15 protein-coding genes are annotated in these 14,348 nt (G+C 66.0%); 10 read left to right on the top strand and 5 right to left on the bottom strand.

The features are described from left to right. Window positions 1-367: 367 nt before the first annotated feature. On the bottom strand, window positions 368-1,105 hold the full coding sequence (locus tag VGN93_RS27020; RefSeq protein WP_327510069.1) for a DUF3750 domain-containing protein: 738 nt from the start codon (window positions 1,103-1,105) through the stop codon (window positions 368-370). Between the two features lie 83 nt (window positions 1,106-1,188). Between VGN93_RS27020 and VGN93_RS27015 the strand changes: the two genes are divergently transcribed. After that, the gene (locus tag VGN93_RS27015; protein WP_327510068.1) at window positions 1,189-2,196 is read left to right on the top strand and encodes an asparaginase; all 1,008 of its coding nucleotides are present in this window, start codon (window positions 1,189-1,191) and stop codon (window positions 2,194-2,196) included. Here VGN93_RS27015 and VGN93_RS27010 read toward each other — a convergent pair whose 3' ends face one another. After that, window positions 2,197-2,952 (bottom strand): DeoR/GlpR family DNA-binding transcription regulator, encoded by a 756-nt coding sequence (locus tag VGN93_RS27010; RefSeq protein ID WP_327510067.1) that lies wholly within the window; start codon window positions 2,950-2,952, stop codon window positions 2,197-2,199. It abuts the gene before it with no gap. A gap of 101 nt (window positions 2,953-3,053) precedes the next feature. Here VGN93_RS27010 and VGN93_RS27005 point away from each other — a divergent pair, with 101 nt between their 5' ends. Next, window positions 3,054-3,416 carry a DUF4406 domain-containing protein gene (locus VGN93_RS27005; protein WP_319310773.1) on the top strand — a complete coding sequence of 121 codons (363 nt, stop codon included), beginning with the start codon at window positions 3,054-3,056 and terminating at the stop codon, window positions 3,414-3,416. Between the two features lie 93 nt (window positions 3,417-3,509). After that, a complete protein-coding gene (locus tag VGN93_RS27000) occupies window positions 3,510-3,917 on the top strand; it encodes a glyoxalase (protein ID WP_319310775.1) in 408 nt (135 codons plus the stop codon). A gap of 5 nt (window positions 3,918-3,922) precedes the next feature. Here VGN93_RS27000 and VGN93_RS26995 read toward each other — a convergent pair whose 3' ends face one another. Then, window positions 3,923-4,117, bottom strand: a complete 195-nt coding sequence (locus VGN93_RS26995) for a hypothetical protein (RefSeq protein WP_327510066.1) — start codon at window positions 4,115-4,117, stop codon at window positions 3,923-3,925. 103 nt (window positions 4,118-4,220) lie between these two features. Between VGN93_RS26995 and VGN93_RS26990 the strand changes: the two genes are divergently transcribed. Then, window positions 4,221-5,165 carry a LysR substrate-binding domain-containing protein gene (locus tag VGN93_RS26990; RefSeq protein WP_327510065.1) on the top strand — a complete coding sequence of 315 codons (945 nt, stop codon included), beginning with the start codon at window positions 4,221-4,223 and terminating at the stop codon, window positions 5,163-5,165. Here VGN93_RS26990 and VGN93_RS26985 read toward each other — a convergent pair. After that, window positions 5,125-5,784, bottom strand: a complete 660-nt coding sequence (locus tag VGN93_RS26985; protein ID WP_327510064.1) for a glutathione S-transferase family protein — start codon at window positions 5,782-5,784, stop codon at window positions 5,125-5,127. The two genes, VGN93_RS26990 and VGN93_RS26985, sit on opposite strands and share 41 nt — an antisense overlap. Window positions 5,785-5,964: 180 nt before the next feature. Here VGN93_RS26985 and VGN93_RS26980 point away from each other — a divergent pair, with 180 nt between their 5' ends. From VGN93_RS26980 to VGN93_RS26970, 3 genes are all read left to right on the top strand, one after another. Then, window positions 5,965-6,348: a hypothetical protein gene (locus VGN93_RS26980; protein WP_327510063.1), complete on the top strand. Its 384-nt coding sequence runs from the start codon at window positions 5,965-5,967 to the stop codon at window positions 6,346-6,348. A 74-nt stretch (window positions 6,349-6,422) separates the two neighbouring features. Continuing rightward, window positions 6,423-7,802: a PepSY-associated TM helix domain-containing protein gene (locus tag VGN93_RS26975; protein WP_414714188.1), complete on the top strand. Its 1,380-nt coding sequence runs from the start codon at window positions 6,423-6,425 to the stop codon at window positions 7,800-7,802. A gap of 16 nt (window positions 7,803-7,818) precedes the next feature. After that, the gene (locus VGN93_RS26970; protein WP_327510061.1) at window positions 7,819-8,319 is read left to right on the top strand and encodes a copper chaperone PCu(A)C; all 501 of its coding nucleotides are present in this window, start codon (window positions 7,819-7,821) and stop codon (window positions 8,317-8,319) included. Between the two features lie 100 nt (window positions 8,320-8,419). Here the strand turns inward: VGN93_RS26970 and VGN93_RS26965 are convergent, their stop codons facing one another. Further along, entirely contained in the window at window positions 8,420-9,784 is a 1,365-nt protein-coding gene (locus tag VGN93_RS26965; RefSeq protein ID WP_327510060.1) for a TIGR03808 family TAT-translocated repetitive protein, read from the bottom strand. A 237-nt stretch (window positions 9,785-10,021) separates the two neighbouring features. On the opposite strand from VGN93_RS26965, the gene VGN93_RS26960 reads away from it, so the two are divergent. The 3 genes from VGN93_RS26960 to VGN93_RS26950 all read left to right on the top strand — a co-directional run bounded on the left by VGN93_RS26960 (window position 10,022) and on the right by VGN93_RS26950 (window position 14,084). After that, window positions 10,022-12,322: an EAL domain-containing protein gene (locus VGN93_RS26960; RefSeq protein ID WP_327510059.1), complete on the top strand. Its 2,301-nt coding sequence runs from the start codon at window positions 10,022-10,024 to the stop codon at window positions 12,320-12,322. Between the two features lie 63 nt (window positions 12,323-12,385). Continuing rightward, window positions 12,386-12,832, top strand: a complete 447-nt coding sequence (locus tag VGN93_RS26955) for a MarR family winged helix-turn-helix transcriptional regulator (RefSeq protein ID WP_327510058.1) — start codon at window positions 12,386-12,388, stop codon at window positions 12,830-12,832. A gap of 241 nt (window positions 12,833-13,073) precedes the next feature. Further along, window positions 13,074-14,084, top strand: coding sequence for a ligase-associated DNA damage response exonuclease (locus tag VGN93_RS26950; RefSeq protein WP_327510057.1), 1,011 nt, complete (start codon window positions 13,074-13,076; stop codon window positions 14,082-14,084). Window positions 14,085-14,348 lie beyond the last annotated feature (264 nt).

The following is a 14,348-nucleotide window of genomic DNA, read 5'->3' as shown; positions in this document are numbered from 1 at the left end:
CGACTGTTCGGGTTCGATGGAACGACGGAGCTCTCCCTGGCTCTGCCACGGGCGTTCAAACCCAAGGGGGGTGCGGGCTCAACTCCGTCACCGCAAGCTCTAGCTAGGCCGCAAGCGGAGGACGTCAAGTTACAAGGGGGGTAGCAACCTTCCAGCCCGGCAGGCGGTTAGCGGAGGGCAGCCTTACGGGTCCATTCACCAGCAACCTGGCACGTCGCCACGTTGAACCGGTTCCACACATTGATCGCTGCGATCTCCACGAGGAGGGAGGCGAGCGTCTTCTCGTCGTAGTGACGGGGGACCAGATCACCGCCATCGACTCGATCGCTGACCCCACCCGCATCGCCGCCTTCGAGGTGGAGTATCTTTAGACCCCGATGCGCCCGATCGCGGGGATCTTGACCGCCGGCCGATAGAAATCCACGCCGGCGACGAGGCCCATGATGTGCAGTTCGAACCCGGAGCGCAGCCCGGCCGAAATGCCGACGAGGCCGTAGAGCGTGGCATGCACGTCCTTGCCGTCCGCATCGATGGCGAAGAGCTTGCCCTCCGGCAGGTAATCGCGCCCCACCGCATCCGGCGGCAGCACGACGCCGAGTTCCGGCACGTTGCGCAGCACATGGGCGACGAAGGTGTTGGAATTCGGCCCCGGCCAGATGCGGTAACCGCCGGGCTTGGAATAGGGATAGGCGGCAATCGCCTTTTCGATCTTCGGGATCAGCCGCGTTGCCTCGTCGCCGCTGACGCTGACGACCACGCGCGGCGTGTTGGAATACCAGAAGGCATCCGGCGCATAACCGTTCTTGCGCACCGGCGTGCCCCAGCCGACCTTGTCATAGCGGTTGTAGCTTTTCGCATTGGCTTCCTTGGTGACGATCCAGGCATGGCTCGCGACCGCCCCCTTCAGGCCGCCGGTCGCGGCCGAAAAGATGTGGATCGTCGCCCGCGGCGTGTCTTCGGCCTCGGGCAGGATGCCGGCGGATTTCCAGTTCGCCTCCCGCCAGGTCTGCGGCCGCTCCTTGATGTACCAGTAACCCGCCGAGGCCAGCGCCGGCATGAGATAGATCACGAGAAAGAGGACGAACACGTTCCTCAGGAATTTCATGCGAAGTCTCTCCGAACCGAGTGTCCACATCCATGGATTTCGGATAATACCGCATTCGAAACCGGAAATTTGAGGGCACGAATATGGCAAACCCCGTCCTTGTCGAAGTCACGCGCGGCGATCTCGTCGAAAGCCGCCATCGCGGCATGGTCGTGGCGGTCGATGGTGATGGCAAGGTGGTGTTTTCGCAAGGCGAAATCGACGCCGTCGTCTTCCCGCGCTCGGCCTGCAAGGCCATGCAGGGCCTGCCGCTCGTCGAAAGCGGTGCCGCGGATGCGCACGGCTTCGGCAACCGCGAACTGGCGCTCGCCTGTTCCTCGCACAATGGCGAGCCGGCCCATGCGCGCCTTGCCGCCACCATGCTCGCCGCCGCCGGCGTCGATGAGAGCGTGCTGGAATGCGGCGCCCACTGGTCCTTCGAGCAGCCCGTGCTGATCGGTCAGGCCCGCCAGCTCGACCACCCGACCGCCCTTCACAACAATTGCTCGGGCAAACATGCCGGCTTCATCTGCGCCGCCTGCCACACCGGCAAGGACCTCGAAGGCTATGTGCGCTACGAACATCCGGTCCAGGCCGAAATCCGCGGCATCATGGAAAACCTGACGGGATCGGCCCTTGCCACCGACAATTGCGGCACCGACGGCTGTTCGATCCCGACCTATGCCGTGCCGCTGAAAAACCTCGCCCACGGCTTCGCCAAAATGGCGACCGGCACGGGCCTTCCTCCCGAGCGCGCCAAAGCCTCGCGCCGGCTGATCGCCGCCTGCATGGCCGAACCCTTCTACGTCGCCGGCACGAAACGCGCCTGCACCCGCCTCATGGAAACCGCGCCCGGCCGCATCTTTGCGAAAACCGGCGCCGAAGGCGTCTTCTGCGCCGCCATTCCCGAAAAAGGCATCGCCATCGCGCTGAAATGCGAGGACGGCACCACCCGCGCCGCCGAAAGCATGGTCGCCGCCACGCTCGCCCGCTTCTTCACCGAAGAACCCGACCTCCACGCCGCCCTCATGGCCCAGGCCAACCGCTCCATGTCCAACTGGAACGGCATCCACGTCGGCGATGTTCGGGTGACGGACGCGTTCGCCGCCTGATCAGGCTTCGACGATCGCCACACCCGTCTCCCGGTAAGGCGCCAGCGCCTCCGGTGTGAGCCCGCCCGGCACGATGAGGCCGGTGGCGGCGGGGAGGGGCATGATCCTCCAGGGGGAGGCGCGGCCGAGTTTTTCCTGCGTCAGCAGGACCCACGTCGCGGCGGCGTTTTCGGCGATGGTGCGCTTGGTGGCGGCTTCCTCCATGTCGCCGGTGGTGAGGCCGTGGGTCGGGTGGGCGGCGGTGACGCCCATGAAATAGATCTCCGCCTTCAGGCCGCGGATCGCCTCGAGCGCCATGGCGCCCGTCGTCACCATCGAATGTTTGTAGAGCCTGCCGCCGATCAGCACGACGTCCGCGGTGGGGTGGCGTTCGAGTTCGCAGGCGATCGTCGGGCTGTGCGTCACGACAGTGAAGGCATGGTTGCGCGGCAAAGCGCGGGCGAGCGCCGCCGTCGTCGTGCCGCCGTCGAGGAAGATCACCTGTCCCGGCGCGACCATCGCCGCCGCGCGGGCACCGAGTGCGGCCTTTTCGTCCGTCGCGAGCGACTGGCGCGCGGCAAAATCCGGCAGCGGCGGGGAGAGCGGCAGCGCGCCGCCATGTACCCGCTTCAAGAGGCCCTCCGCCGCCATTTCCCTGAGATCCCGCCGGATCGTGTCCTCCGACAAATCCAGTTCCGCGGCGAGCGTCTTTGCGACGATCTCGCCGTCGCGGTTCAGCCGTTCGGCGATCAGGGCCTTTCGCTGGCTGGTCAGCATCTCTTGCGCTCCATCTTGACTTTGCATGAAATTACACGAATATTCTTGAATATCCAGAAAATTCTGGATACTTCGTGCAAAGAAAAGAGTAGGAGTAAACCATGCTGATCCTGATCGCCGGCCCCTATCGCTCGGGCACGGGAGACGACCCGCAAAAGATGGCGGAGAATTTGCAGCGGCTGGAGGCGCCGTCCTATGCGCTGTTCAAGGCCGGCCATGTGCCGATGATCGGCGAATGGGTGGCACTGCCCGTCTGGCATGCGGCGGGCGGCGAGACGATCGGCGATGCGCTGCACGAAGAAATCTTCTATCCCGTGGCGCACCGCCTGCTCGAGCTCTGCGAGGGCGTGTTGCGGCTGCCGGGCGCCTCCAAGGGCGCGGACAACGACGTGCGCATCGCCCGCGAGCGCGGCCTTCCGGTCTGGCACCGGCTGGAAGACGTGCCGGGCTGCGCGGCCGCATAAATTCTTCGGCCCCTTGTCGGGACGGGGTTGGGTGTTACGTCCTTGGGGCATGACGGGGTCGGCCCCGCATCACCAAGAACCAGGAGGATTTCCATGCGCATGATCTTCGTCAACCTGCCCGTCAAGGACCTGGCAGCCACCCGCCGTTTCTTCGGCGCGCTCGGCTTCGGCTTCAACGAGGCCTTCAGCGACGACACGGCCGCCTGCATGGTGGTGGACGCAAACATCTTCGTCATGCACCTGACGGAGGAAAAATTCGCCCATTTCGTCAAGGGCGCGGTCGGCGATCCGGAAAAGCAGACGCAGGTGCTGACCTGCCTTTCGGCCGCAAGCCGCCAGGAGGTCGACGACATCAAGGCCAAGGCGCTCGCCGCCGGCGGGCGCGAATGGCAGCCGAACATCGAATTCGGCCCCATGTACGGCTGCTCCTTCCAGGATATCAGCGGCAATGTCTGGGAGTTCATGTTCATGGACCAGACCGGCGGCCAGTCGATCGGCTGACGAGATCAGGCCGGGTATTGGCGGCTTTCCTCGACGGGTGCCTTCGGACGGAACAGTCCGAAGGGCAGGTCGCCGAGTTCGCGCGAATCCATCGTCTCGATATCGGGGTGGGAGAGCGGATCGCGCATCCAGACGGGCGTGTCCGCAGGGTCCGCCTCGGCTGTCAGCGCCGCGGCCACTCTGGAGAAAATCTTGAACATTGCCTTCTCCTTGCGGTTCGTTACCATTGTCGATGGCTGATAATCGCGCCGAAAGGCAGTTCGGGCAATCGAGTAGTTCACGACGAGGCTATAGAAAAACTATATGAACAACCTCAATCGCGTGCATCTGAACGGTCTTCGGGCGCTCGAAGCAGTGGGCCGGCTCGGCTCGCTGCAGGCGGCGGCCGACGAACTCGGCGTGACGGTCGGCGCCGTCAGCCAGCAGGTCATCAAGGCGGAGGAGCAGCTTGGCCGGGCGATCTTCGAGCGCACCGCGCGGGGCCTGCGCGAAACCGCCTTCGGTACGCCCTTCCTGGCGCGCCTCTCCACGGCCTTCCGCCAGCTCTCCGAGGCGGTGGCGACCACGCAGCGCCGCGACGATGCGATCCTGACGATTTCCGTGGCGCCGATCTTCGCCTCGCGCTGGCTCATCCACCGCATCGACCGCTTCGCTGCCGCCCATCCGGATATCAGCCTGCGCATCGAGGCGACGACGACGCTGGTCGACCTCGCGCGCTCGGATGTCGATCTCGCCATCCGCGTCGGTCCCGGCACCTGGCCGGATGTCAACGCCGAATTCCTGCTGCCGCAGGTGATGTTCCCGGTCTGCGCGCCGGCGCTGGCGGAGAGGATCAGGACGCCGGAAGACCTCTCGGCGCAGCCGGCCGTCGTCGATGGCAACGATGCCTTCACCTGGGCGCGCTGGCTGAAGGCGGCCGGCCTCGACGTGCCGGCGCCGAAGGCCCGCCATGTCTTTTCCGATGCCTCGCTCTGCCTCGATGCGGCGCTGGCCGGGCAGGGGGTGCTGCTCGCCTGGCCGGTGCTCGCCTCCTGGGCGCTGAAGGAGGGGCGGCTCGTGGCGCCGTTTCCCATCCGCGTCGAGACCGGCATGGGCTACTATTTCGTGACGGCCCCGGGTCTGCCGGAGCCGCGCAAGGTTTCGCTCTTCAAGCGCTGGCTGCGGGACGCCATCGCGGAAGACGGCGAGGACGGCTTTGCCGGCGCGCTTATTCCGGCTCGCCCTGCCGCGTCTCCATCATCGCCTTGAAGGCGGCGCGCGACTGGCACTGTTCGAGCCAGGCCTTGACGTTCGGCGCCGCGTCGAAAAGCGCCGTCTGGCTCATCGCGTAGCGAAACACCTCCGCCAGGTTGAGGTCGGCCACGGTAAAGCGGTCGCCGACGATATGGCCGGTGGCGGCCAGGTGCTGGTCGAGCCGCGCGAAACACTTTTTCAGCGCCTTGGTCGCGGCGCGGATCGTGAGCCGCCCCTGCTCGCTTTCGGCGGCCTGGGCGTCGCGCAGCATGATGATCTTCACCGCATGCGGCTCCACCTCCGTTGCCGCCCACATCGTCCATTGCAGCATCTCGGCCTCCTCCGTCACCGTCTGGCCGGAGAGCGGGCCGCCGTGCTTGCGGGCGAGGTAGAGGTTGATCGCCAGCGATTCCGTCATCACGAAGCCGCCGTCGTCGATGCAGGGGATGAGGCCGGTCGGGTTGACGGCCAGAAACTCCGGCGACTGGGTGTTGAGCGGCGCATCCGCCGCCTGCACGTCATCGAGGCGGTAGGCCTGCATGATCGGCACCGAAACGAAGGGCAGGCCGAGTTCGCCGGCCAGCCAATAGTTGCGCGACGCGCGGGAACGATAGACGCCGTAGATGGTGAGCATGGAATCCTCCTGATTGCGGCGGCACCTTAGGGGGCGTTCTTGCGGAACGGTAGAGCGCTTGCCTGATCGATCGATGAATTGTCGTGATGGCCGGGCAGGGGAGCCAGCTTTGTCGCATTGACGTTCTGCCGCCATCGCATTAAGGCCGATATGTCCGCGGTGTTGCGGAGGGGACGATCGATGACACGAGGCACGACAAGCTGGGTTGCCTGCCTGCGCATGCTTTGCGCAGTCGCCCTGCTGTTCGTCGGTTTCGCCCATCAGCCGGCCTCGGCCCTGGAGCCGACCGCGCTCGAACTCGTGCAATATACCCTGCCGGACGGCACCGTGCCGGACCTCTGCCTGAACGACAGCGTCGACGGCAAGACCCGGCATGCCGCGCCCGTCAAGTGCGAAGCGTGCCGCATCGGTGGTGCCATGCTGATGCCGCAGCCGGCCGATCTCGCCGGGGCCATGCTGGCCTTCCGCGTGGTTGCCGCCCTGCCGCTCGTCGAAGAGGCGCTGCATTCCAGACGCGACCGCCCCGGCGCCCCGCCGCGCGCACCGCCCTTCCTGTCCGCCTGATTTTCCGTGATCCGCGACGGCCTGCCGCCGCGCGCCCGAAATCCAGCCTGACAGGACCATTCCACATGTCCGTAATCTCCGATGCGCCGGCCGTTGCCGCCGCCGAACCCTCCGCGCTCGCGCAACGCCTCTACCGCGCCATCTGGCGCTGGCACTTCTTCGCCGGCCTGCTCGCCGTGCCCTTCATGATCAGCCTCGCCATCACCGGCGGGCTCTATCTCTTCAACGACGAGATCGACGCCAGCCTGTTCCGCTACCGCAACTATGTCACGGTCGGCACCGCGGAACTGCCACCCTCCGTCGTCGTCGAAAAGGCGCTTGCCGCGGTGCCGGGCGGCACGCTCGCCTCCTACCGCACGCCGGCCGGCACGGACCGTTCCGCCCGCGTGACGCTCGCCACCGATGCCGGAAAAATGCTCGTCTTCGTCGATCCCTATGACGGCGCCGTGCTCGATACGGTCCCGGCGAACCAGGAGTTCAACCAGGTCGTCGAGGACCTGCACAGCCTCGATTATTTCGGCACCTCCTGGGAGCGCCTCATCGAGGTCGTCGCCGGCTTCGCCATCGTGCTGGTGCTGACCGGCCTCTATCTGTGGTGGCCGCGCAATGCCACCGGCGGCGTCGTCAGCGTGCGCGGCACGCCGGCCCGGCGCGTCTTCTGGCGCGACGTGCATGCCGTCACCGGCGTTTTCGCGAGCGTCCTCATCCTGTTCATGGCGCTTTCCGGCCTGCTCTGGTCCGGCTTTTGGGGCGCCAAGGTCAATGCCACCCTCACGGCCAACGGCATGGGTTATCCGGCCGAGCTGTGGGATCGCGTGCCGCACTCCATGCTGATCACCACCGATGTGCTGCCGAAAGCCTCCTGGCTGATGGAGAACGCGCCGGTGCCGCAGTCGACCGTTCCGGCGGACGGCCAAAAGGCGCTGCCGCCGATCGGCCTCGACAATGCGGTGACGATTGCCAATGCCGCCGGCATGCTGCCCGGCTACGAACTGTCGGCGCCATCGAGCGAGACCGGCGTCTACACCGCTGCGATCTACCCGGCCGATCTCGACCACGAGCGCACCCTCCATATCGACCAATATTCCGGCGAGCGCCTCGTCGATACCGCCTTTGCCGACTATCCCGCGACGGGCAAGGTGATCGAGTGGAGCATCAACGTGCACAAGGGCCAGGAATGGGGGCTGTTCAACCAGCTCCTCATGCTCGCGACCTGTTTCATCGTCATCGCGATGAGCCTGTCCGCCGTGGTCATGTGGTGGAAGCGCCGGCCGAAGGGCCGCATCGGCGTGCCGCCGGCCCCGCGCGAAAGGCGCATCTATCTCGGCCTCTGGGCCATCGCCGCCGTCTTCGGCGTGCTCTTCCCGCTGACGGGCATCACCATCCTCGCCATGATCCTCCTCGACCAGTTCGTCATCCGCTTCGTGCCGCCGCTCCGGCGCATCTTCTCGTGATCAGAAAGGAACTTCCATGAAACGCATGCTCGCAACGGCTCTCGCGCTGGCGCTTTCGGCGTCTGCCGTCTTCGCCCACGAGTTCACCCTCGGCACTCTCGAAATCCACCATCCGGCCTCCAAGGCGACGCTGCCCGGCCAGCCTGTCGGCGGCGGGTTCCTCACCATCACCAACAAGGGCAGCGAGGCCGACCGCCTCGTCTCCGTCACCGCGCCGACGGTCTCCGACGACGTGCAGATCCACGAAATGGCGATCGAAAACGACATCATGAAGATGCGCCAGCTTCCTGACGGCATCGAAATCCCCGCCGGCGCCACCGTGGAGCTGAAATCCGGCGGCGAGCACCTCATGTTCATGAGCATCAAGCAGCCCTTCAAGGAAGGCGAAAGCTTCAAGGCGACGCTCACCTTCGAAAAAGCCGGCACGATCGACGTCGATTTCAAGATCGAAGCCGCCAAGCCCGGCTCCGCAAAAGGCGAGGGCGCATCGGGCAACCACGAAGGCCATGGCGGCTGATAACAGCGGATGAGGAGGCGGTACCTGGACAGCCCACCCCCTCATCCACCATGGCGCCTCTCCGTTCGGGCAGGAAGGAGAGACGCGTTTCGGGACGGGCTCAGCCCGTCCGGTTCCGTTCGATCGTGAGGTGCGCGTAGTCGGCACTCTCCGTCGCGAGGTCGCCGGTGGTGCGTTCGTTCCAGCGGTAGCCGGCGATGGCGCCGTCCGGGGTGTCCTCGAAGATATTGCCGGTGATCAGCGCCGAGCCTGCCTCCTCTACCACGGTGACGGCGCAGCCGACCGGGCTTTGGCGCACCAGGTTGCCGCTGACGACGAGGCCGCGCATGAAGGGGCCCCAGCCGAGCGCCAGGCCCCACTTCGGCGCGTTCTCGATCGTGTTGCCGGAGACGACCGTGTCGGCCTCCACCGCGATGCCGAAGCCGAAGCCGGCGCCGTCATGCACATAGGGGCCGTCGAGCTTGAGGTTGCGCACGACATTGCCGGTGACGGTGGCGAGCCTGCCGCCCTCGTTGAAATTGACGATGAGGATGCCGTTGGCGGCGCCGTCGATCAGGTTGCCGTTGACGATCGCGCCTTCGAAGCCGAATTCCGAGTAGATCGCCGTCTCGCCGCTGTCGAGGCAGGTATTGCCGGATATCTGCACGTTCGAGCCGGCATTCGAGCGGATGGCGGAGAAGGCCGAGCCGGAGACGTGGTTGTTCGTCACCATCACGTCGTCGGCGCGGAAGATATTGATGCCGTTGCCATATTCGCCGGTGCCGCCGCGCGTGGCGCCCATGCGGGCGATGCGGTTGCCGGAAACGATCGTGCCGTCGCGGCCCTTCTGCCAGCGGTGGATCAGGATGCCGCCATTGCCGCAGTCGAAGACATGGTTGCCGGTGACGGAGAGGTCGTGGCTCTCGACGGCATAGAGCGCGTAGTCCGCTGCGCCCGAAAGCCGGTTGCGCTCGATGCGCCCGCCGCAGCGTTGCAGGCTGACGGCGGTCTTCGACGAGCCCTGGATCTCGCAATTCTCGATCGTCACCTGGGCGACGTTGCTGAGGTGCACCAGGCCTTCGACCGTGTCGTCGAGCCAGCGGTTCGCACCGTCGATGACGAGATTGGCAAGCTCGACACGCGAAAGCCCGTCGGCGGCGAAGAGATGGCCGTCGCCGCCATAGAGGATGCGGGTGGCGCCCGCCACGCCGGTGATGCGTGTGTTGTCGGGCAGCGTGACGTTGGAGATCGTATAGTCGCCGGGCGGCAGGAAGACCGGCATGTTCTTTTCCGCCGCCTCCTTCAGCAGCTTGGCGAAGGCCTTGCTCTTGCGGTCGCCGGCACCCGGGCGGATGCCGTGCGCGGAGGCGTCGATGCTGCCGCGCAGGTCGACGTCGAGGATCGGCAGGCGCTGGCTCCCGGCCGCCGCCCCGGTGGCGAGGCCGGCGGCACCGAGGCCCGAAAGAAATAACCGTCTGGTAACCATGGCAGCTCCTTGAAGCCCAGGGAGCAGGAACCGTGCCAGGTGGTTTCGTGCCGAAACGGAACAATTGGGGTGATGCCCGCCCAAGTTGCCGAAAGATGCGAGGGAAAGCCCGCATTGGCAGCATTTCGCCGGTTTCCTTTAGGGTTGGATAACGACTCCGCATGTACCTTTGGGTGTTTCCGGGAAGAGGCGGCGGCCGGCAATGTCCTTCCTTGCGTGTGAAATTTGCAGGGGTTCATGTCGACGAAACTGTCCCACCTTGGCAACGATGACGTCGATGCGACGGCGCGCCTGATGTCCGCCAGCGAGCGCCTGATGAACGAGGCAGCGCGGCTCTTCCCGCTTGCGGCGGCGCAAAACGAGCGCACGATCTGGCTCGAGGCCATGATCGACGAGGTGCCGGACTATCTCTATTTCAAGGACAGGAATTCCCGCTTCGTCGTCGCCAACCGGGCGATCGTCAAGGACAATTTGCGCGAAGGGCTGGAAAGCCTCGAAGGCCTGTCCGACTTCGACATCCATCCGGAGCACGTCGCGCGCGGCTTCTTCGAGACCGAGCAGGAGATCCTCCGCTCCGGCCGCGCGATGCTCGACATGGAAGAGCTGATCCGCGATTCCAGCGGCAATCTCAAATGGCTGCTGACCTCCAAGCTGCCGGTGCGCAACGGATCGGGCGAGGTGATCGGCATCGTCGGCATCGCGCGCGACATCACCGATCGCAAGCGCTCAGAGAGCCTGCATGTCGGCCAGGCGCATCTCCTCAAGATGATCGCGCTCGGTGCGCCGCTGGTCGAGGTGTTTTCCTCGCTGATCCTGCTGATCGAGGCCCATGTCTCCGACGTCACCGGCTCGATCCTGATGCTGGCGCCCGATGGCAAGCATATCGTCCATGGGGCGGCGCCCAATCTCGACCCCGCCTATTGCCGGCTGATCGACGGCATCGAGATCGGCCCGGCTGTCGGCTCCTGCGGAACGGCCATGTGGCGCGGCGAGCCGGTCATCGTCAGCGATATTGCGGCGGATCCGCTCTGGGACGATTACCGGGCGTTCGTCACGCCCTATGGCTTTAAAGCCTGCTGGTCCTCGCCGATCAGTTCCTACCAGGGCAAGGTGCTCGGCTCCTTCGCGCTTTATTCCCGCACGGCAGGCGAGCCTTCCGCCGAATGCATGAAGCTCGTCGGCATGGCGACCCACATTGCCGGCATCGCCATCGAGCGCAAGGAGGCGGAAGACAGCATCCAGTTCATGGCGCATCACGATACGCTGACGGGCCTGCCGAACCGCAGCATGCTCGACGAGCGCGTGGCTTCCGCCATCGAGGCGGCGGATGAGCGCGGCGGCACCATGACGCTCGCTTTCCTCGACCTCGACAATTTCAAGCTGGTCAATGACAGCCTCGGCCACCATGCGGGCGACGCGCTCTTGAAGATCGTCGCCACCCGCATGCTCGCCTGCGTGCGCGCCAGCGACAGCATCGTGCGCCTCGGCGGCGACGAATTCGTCGTGCTGATCAACGGCGCGCCGCGCAAGGGCGAGACGGTGGACGATCGGCTGCGCGCCGTGCGCGAGGCGGTTGCCGAGCCGGTCGAAATCGAAGGCCGCTCCTTCCAGGTCACCTGCAGCATGGGCGTCGCCGCCTATCCGGAGCACGGCCGCAACGCCACCGAACTGCTCGCCCGCGCCGACGCGGCCATGTACCGCGCCAAGGAAATCGGCCGCGATGCCATGCAGGTCTTCACCGCCGAGCTCGCCAACCGGGCGCATGAGAAGCTGGAGCGCCAGGAGGAGCTGCGCCGCGCGCTTTCCCAGCAGGAGCTCTTCCTGCAATACCAGCCGCAGATGGATCTTTCGACCGGCCGCATCTTCGCCGTCGAGGCGCTGATCCGCTGGCGCCACCCGGAGCGTGGCCTCATCGGGCCTGGCGATTTCATTCCGCTGGCGGAAGAAACCGGCCTGATCGGCCCGATCGGCGACTGGACGCTGCGCGCCGCCTGCCGGCAGAACAAGGCCTGGCAGGTCTCCGGCCTGCCGCCCATCGTCGTCAGCGTCAATGTCTCGGCCCGCCAGTTCCAGGAGAAGGACTGGGTCGAGCGCGTCGCCGCGGCGCTGGAGGAAAGCGGGCTGGAGGCGCGCTACCTCGAACTGGAACTGACGGAAAGCCTGATCATGGAGGACGTGCAGCAGGCCGTCACCACCATGCTTCGGCTGGAACAGCTCGGCGTGACGCTGGCCATCGACGATTTCGGCACCGGCTATTCGAGCCTCGCCTCGCTGAAACGCTTCCCCGTAGGCCGCCTCAAGATCGACCGCTCCTTCGTGCAGGACCTGCCCGACGACGGCGACGACGCGGCGATCGCGCGCGCCGTCATCTCGCTTGCCCATTCGCTGCAACTGCGCGTCATCGCCGAAGGCGTGGAAACCCGCGAGCAGATGGAATTTTTGCGCGAGGCCGGTTGCGACGAGATCCAGGGCTATTATCTCAGCCGCCCCATCGACGCCCGCGCGCTCCAGGCTATCCTCTGCATCCCGAATCTCTGATATTCCCTGCCGCACGCGCTGCCGGGTCTTGACATTGTTATGTTGATATCAACAGTAAGAACCATGCTGGAAGATGTGCTGATTCCCTACGAGACGACACTTTTCGTGCGCGACAATTGCCTGTGCCTGCAGGCGCAGCGCGCCGCACGCGCCCTTGCTCGCCGTTTCGACGATGCGTTGCGCCCGCATGGCCTCACCAACGGCCAGTTCTCGCTGCTGATGGCGCTGAACCGCCCCGAGCCGCCGCCGATGGGGCCGGTCGCGTCACTGCTCGCCATGGATCGCACCACGCTCACCGCCGCCCTGAAGCCCCTCGAACGCCGCGGCCTTGTGAAGATCGAGGCCGACCCGCGCGACCGCCGCGGCCGCCTGTTGCGCCTGACGGTGGACGGCCGCCGCCTGCTGACGCAGGCCTTCCCCACCTGGCAGGAGACCCACGCCAAGGTCGACCAGCAGCTTTCCGCCGTCGACATGGCCGCGCTATGCGCCGGCATGCTGGCGCTCGCCTGAGCAGCCGTTCAAGCTGGGCCGTGCCGGTGGATCCTCGGGTCGAGCCCTAGGATGACGCTGGGGAAGAGAAGCCGCGGGACCAGTGACCGGCGCGGCATGCGGCGCAGGCGCTCTTGTAACCCGATCGCTTTTTCTTTCGTCATCCTCGGGCTCGACCCGAGGATCCACCGGCACGGCACGCCCGACCGGCATCACCTCACCCCCGCTGGCAGAGCGCGCGAAAGCCACTATCTTTCCCGTCATGAAGCCCGAGCAACTCCTCAAACCGGCGCCCGCCGGCCTCTATTGCCCCGCCGGCGATTTCTACATCGATCCCGTCCGCCCCGTGGCGAGGGCGCTCATCACCCATGGCCATTCCGACCATGCCCGCGCCGGCCATGGCGCGGTGCTGGCGACGCGCGAGACGCTCGACATCATGGAGATCCGCTACGGCGAGGATTTTTGCGGTACGTCGCAGGCGGCCGTCTTCGGGGAGCGCATCGATCTGAACGGCGTAACCGTCTCCTTCCACCCCGCCGGCCATGTGCTCGGCTCGGCGCAGATCGCGGTGGAAAAAGATGGCCTACGCATCGTCGCATCGGGTGACTACAAGCGCGGCGCCGACCCGACCTGCGCGGCCTACGAGCCGGTGCCCTGCGACGTCTTCATCACCGAGGCGACCTTCGGCCTGCCGGTCTTCCATCACCCGGAACCCAAGGCCGAGATGGGCAAGCTGCTGACCTCGCTCAAACAATTTCCCGAGCGCAGCCACCTCGTTGGCGCCTATTCGCTCGGCAAGTCGCAGCGCGTCATCCGGCTGCTGCGTGATTGTGGCTATGACGCGCCGATCTACATCCACGGCTCGCTGGCGCGGCTCTGCGACTATTATGTCGGCCGCGGCATCGATCTCGGCGACCTGCGACCGGCCACCACGGAAAAATCCAAGCCCGCCGACTATCGCGGCGCCGTCATCGTCGGCCCACCGTCCGCTTTCGAGGGCCGCTGGGCGCGCCGCTTCAGCGAGCCGCTGATCTCGTTCGCGTCCGGCTGGATGATGGTGCGCCAGCGCGCCAAACAGGGCGGCGTCGAACTGCCGCTCGTCATCTCCGACCATTGCGACTGGCCGGAACTCACCGAAACGATCCGCGAACTGGCGCCAAGCGAGGTCTGGGTGACCCACGGCCGCGAGGAGGCGCTGGTGCGCTGGTGCGAACTCGCCGGCGTGCCGGCGCGGCCGCTGCATCTGGTGGGTTATGAGGATGAGGGGGATTGATGCCTGAAGCCTTTTCCCTGTTGATCCGGAGGCAGCGAAGTGGATGCGGCTCACCCCCCTCTGCCCTGCCGGGCATCTCCCCCTCAAGGGGGGAGATCCGCCCGTGGTGCCGTCGCATTTCAATCTTCCGCGCTGCCCGGAGACCCTACGTGCCGATGGCGGGGAAGCGGGAGTTCTCCTCCTTCCGATCTCCCCCCTTGAGGGGGAGATGCCCGGCAGGGCAGAGGGGGGTGCTTCCTCCACGGTATAGCCCCGCGGAAGGCA

The sequence above is a fragment of the Shinella sp. genome (assembly GCF_035998705.1).
Lineage (GTDB): Bacteria > Pseudomonadota > Alphaproteobacteria > Rhizobiales > Rhizobiaceae > Shinella.
This window is presented reverse-complemented; position numbering and strand designations above follow the sequence as displayed.

Excerpts from the sequence above, each read along its gene's own strand:
- VGN93_RS26995 (WP_327510066.1), bottom strand. The coding sequence starts at position 4,117 with ATGTTCAAGATTTTCTCCAGAGTGGCCGCGGCGCTGACAGCCGAGGCG.
- VGN93_RS27005 (WP_319310773.1), top strand. The coding sequence starts at position 3,054 with ATGCTGATCCTGATCGCCGGCCCCTATCGCTCGGGCACGGGAGACGAC.
- VGN93_RS26950 (WP_327510057.1), top strand. The coding sequence starts at position 13,074 with ATGAAGCCCGAGCAACTCCTCAAACCGGCGCCCGCCGGCCTCTATTGC.
- VGN93_RS27010 (WP_327510067.1), bottom strand. The coding sequence starts at position 2,952 with ATGCTGACCAGCCAGCGAAAGGCCCTGATCGCCGAACGGCTGAACCGC.
- VGN93_RS27015 (WP_327510068.1), top strand. The coding sequence starts at position 1,189 with ATGGCAAACCCCGTCCTTGTCGAAGTCACGCGCGGCGATCTCGTCGAA.
- VGN93_RS26965 (WP_327510060.1), bottom strand. The coding sequence starts at position 9,784 with ATGGTTACCAGACGGTTATTTCTTTCGGGCCTCGGTGCCGCCGGCCTC.
- VGN93_RS26955 (WP_327510058.1), top strand. The coding sequence starts at position 12,386 with ATGCTGGAAGATGTGCTGATTCCCTACGAGACGACACTTTTCGTGCGC.
- VGN93_RS26985 (WP_327510064.1), bottom strand. The coding sequence starts at position 5,784 with ATGCTCACCATCTACGGCGTCTATCGTTCCCGCGCGTCGCGCAACTAT.
- VGN93_RS26970 (WP_327510061.1), top strand. The coding sequence starts at position 7,819 with ATGAAACGCATGCTCGCAACGGCTCTCGCGCTGGCGCTTTCGGCGTCT.
- VGN93_RS27000 (WP_319310775.1), top strand. The coding sequence starts at position 3,510 with ATGCGCATGATCTTCGTCAACCTGCCCGTCAAGGACCTGGCAGCCACC.
- VGN93_RS26990 (WP_327510065.1), top strand. The coding sequence starts at position 4,221 with ATGAACAACCTCAATCGCGTGCATCTGAACGGTCTTCGGGCGCTCGAA.
- VGN93_RS26980 (WP_327510063.1), top strand. The coding sequence starts at position 5,965 with ATGACACGAGGCACGACAAGCTGGGTTGCCTGCCTGCGCATGCTTTGC.
- VGN93_RS26960 (WP_327510059.1), top strand. The coding sequence starts at position 10,022 with ATGTCGACGAAACTGTCCCACCTTGGCAACGATGACGTCGATGCGACG.
- VGN93_RS27020 (WP_327510069.1), bottom strand. The coding sequence starts at position 1,105 with ATGAAATTCCTGAGGAACGTGTTCGTCCTCTTTCTCGTGATCTATCTC.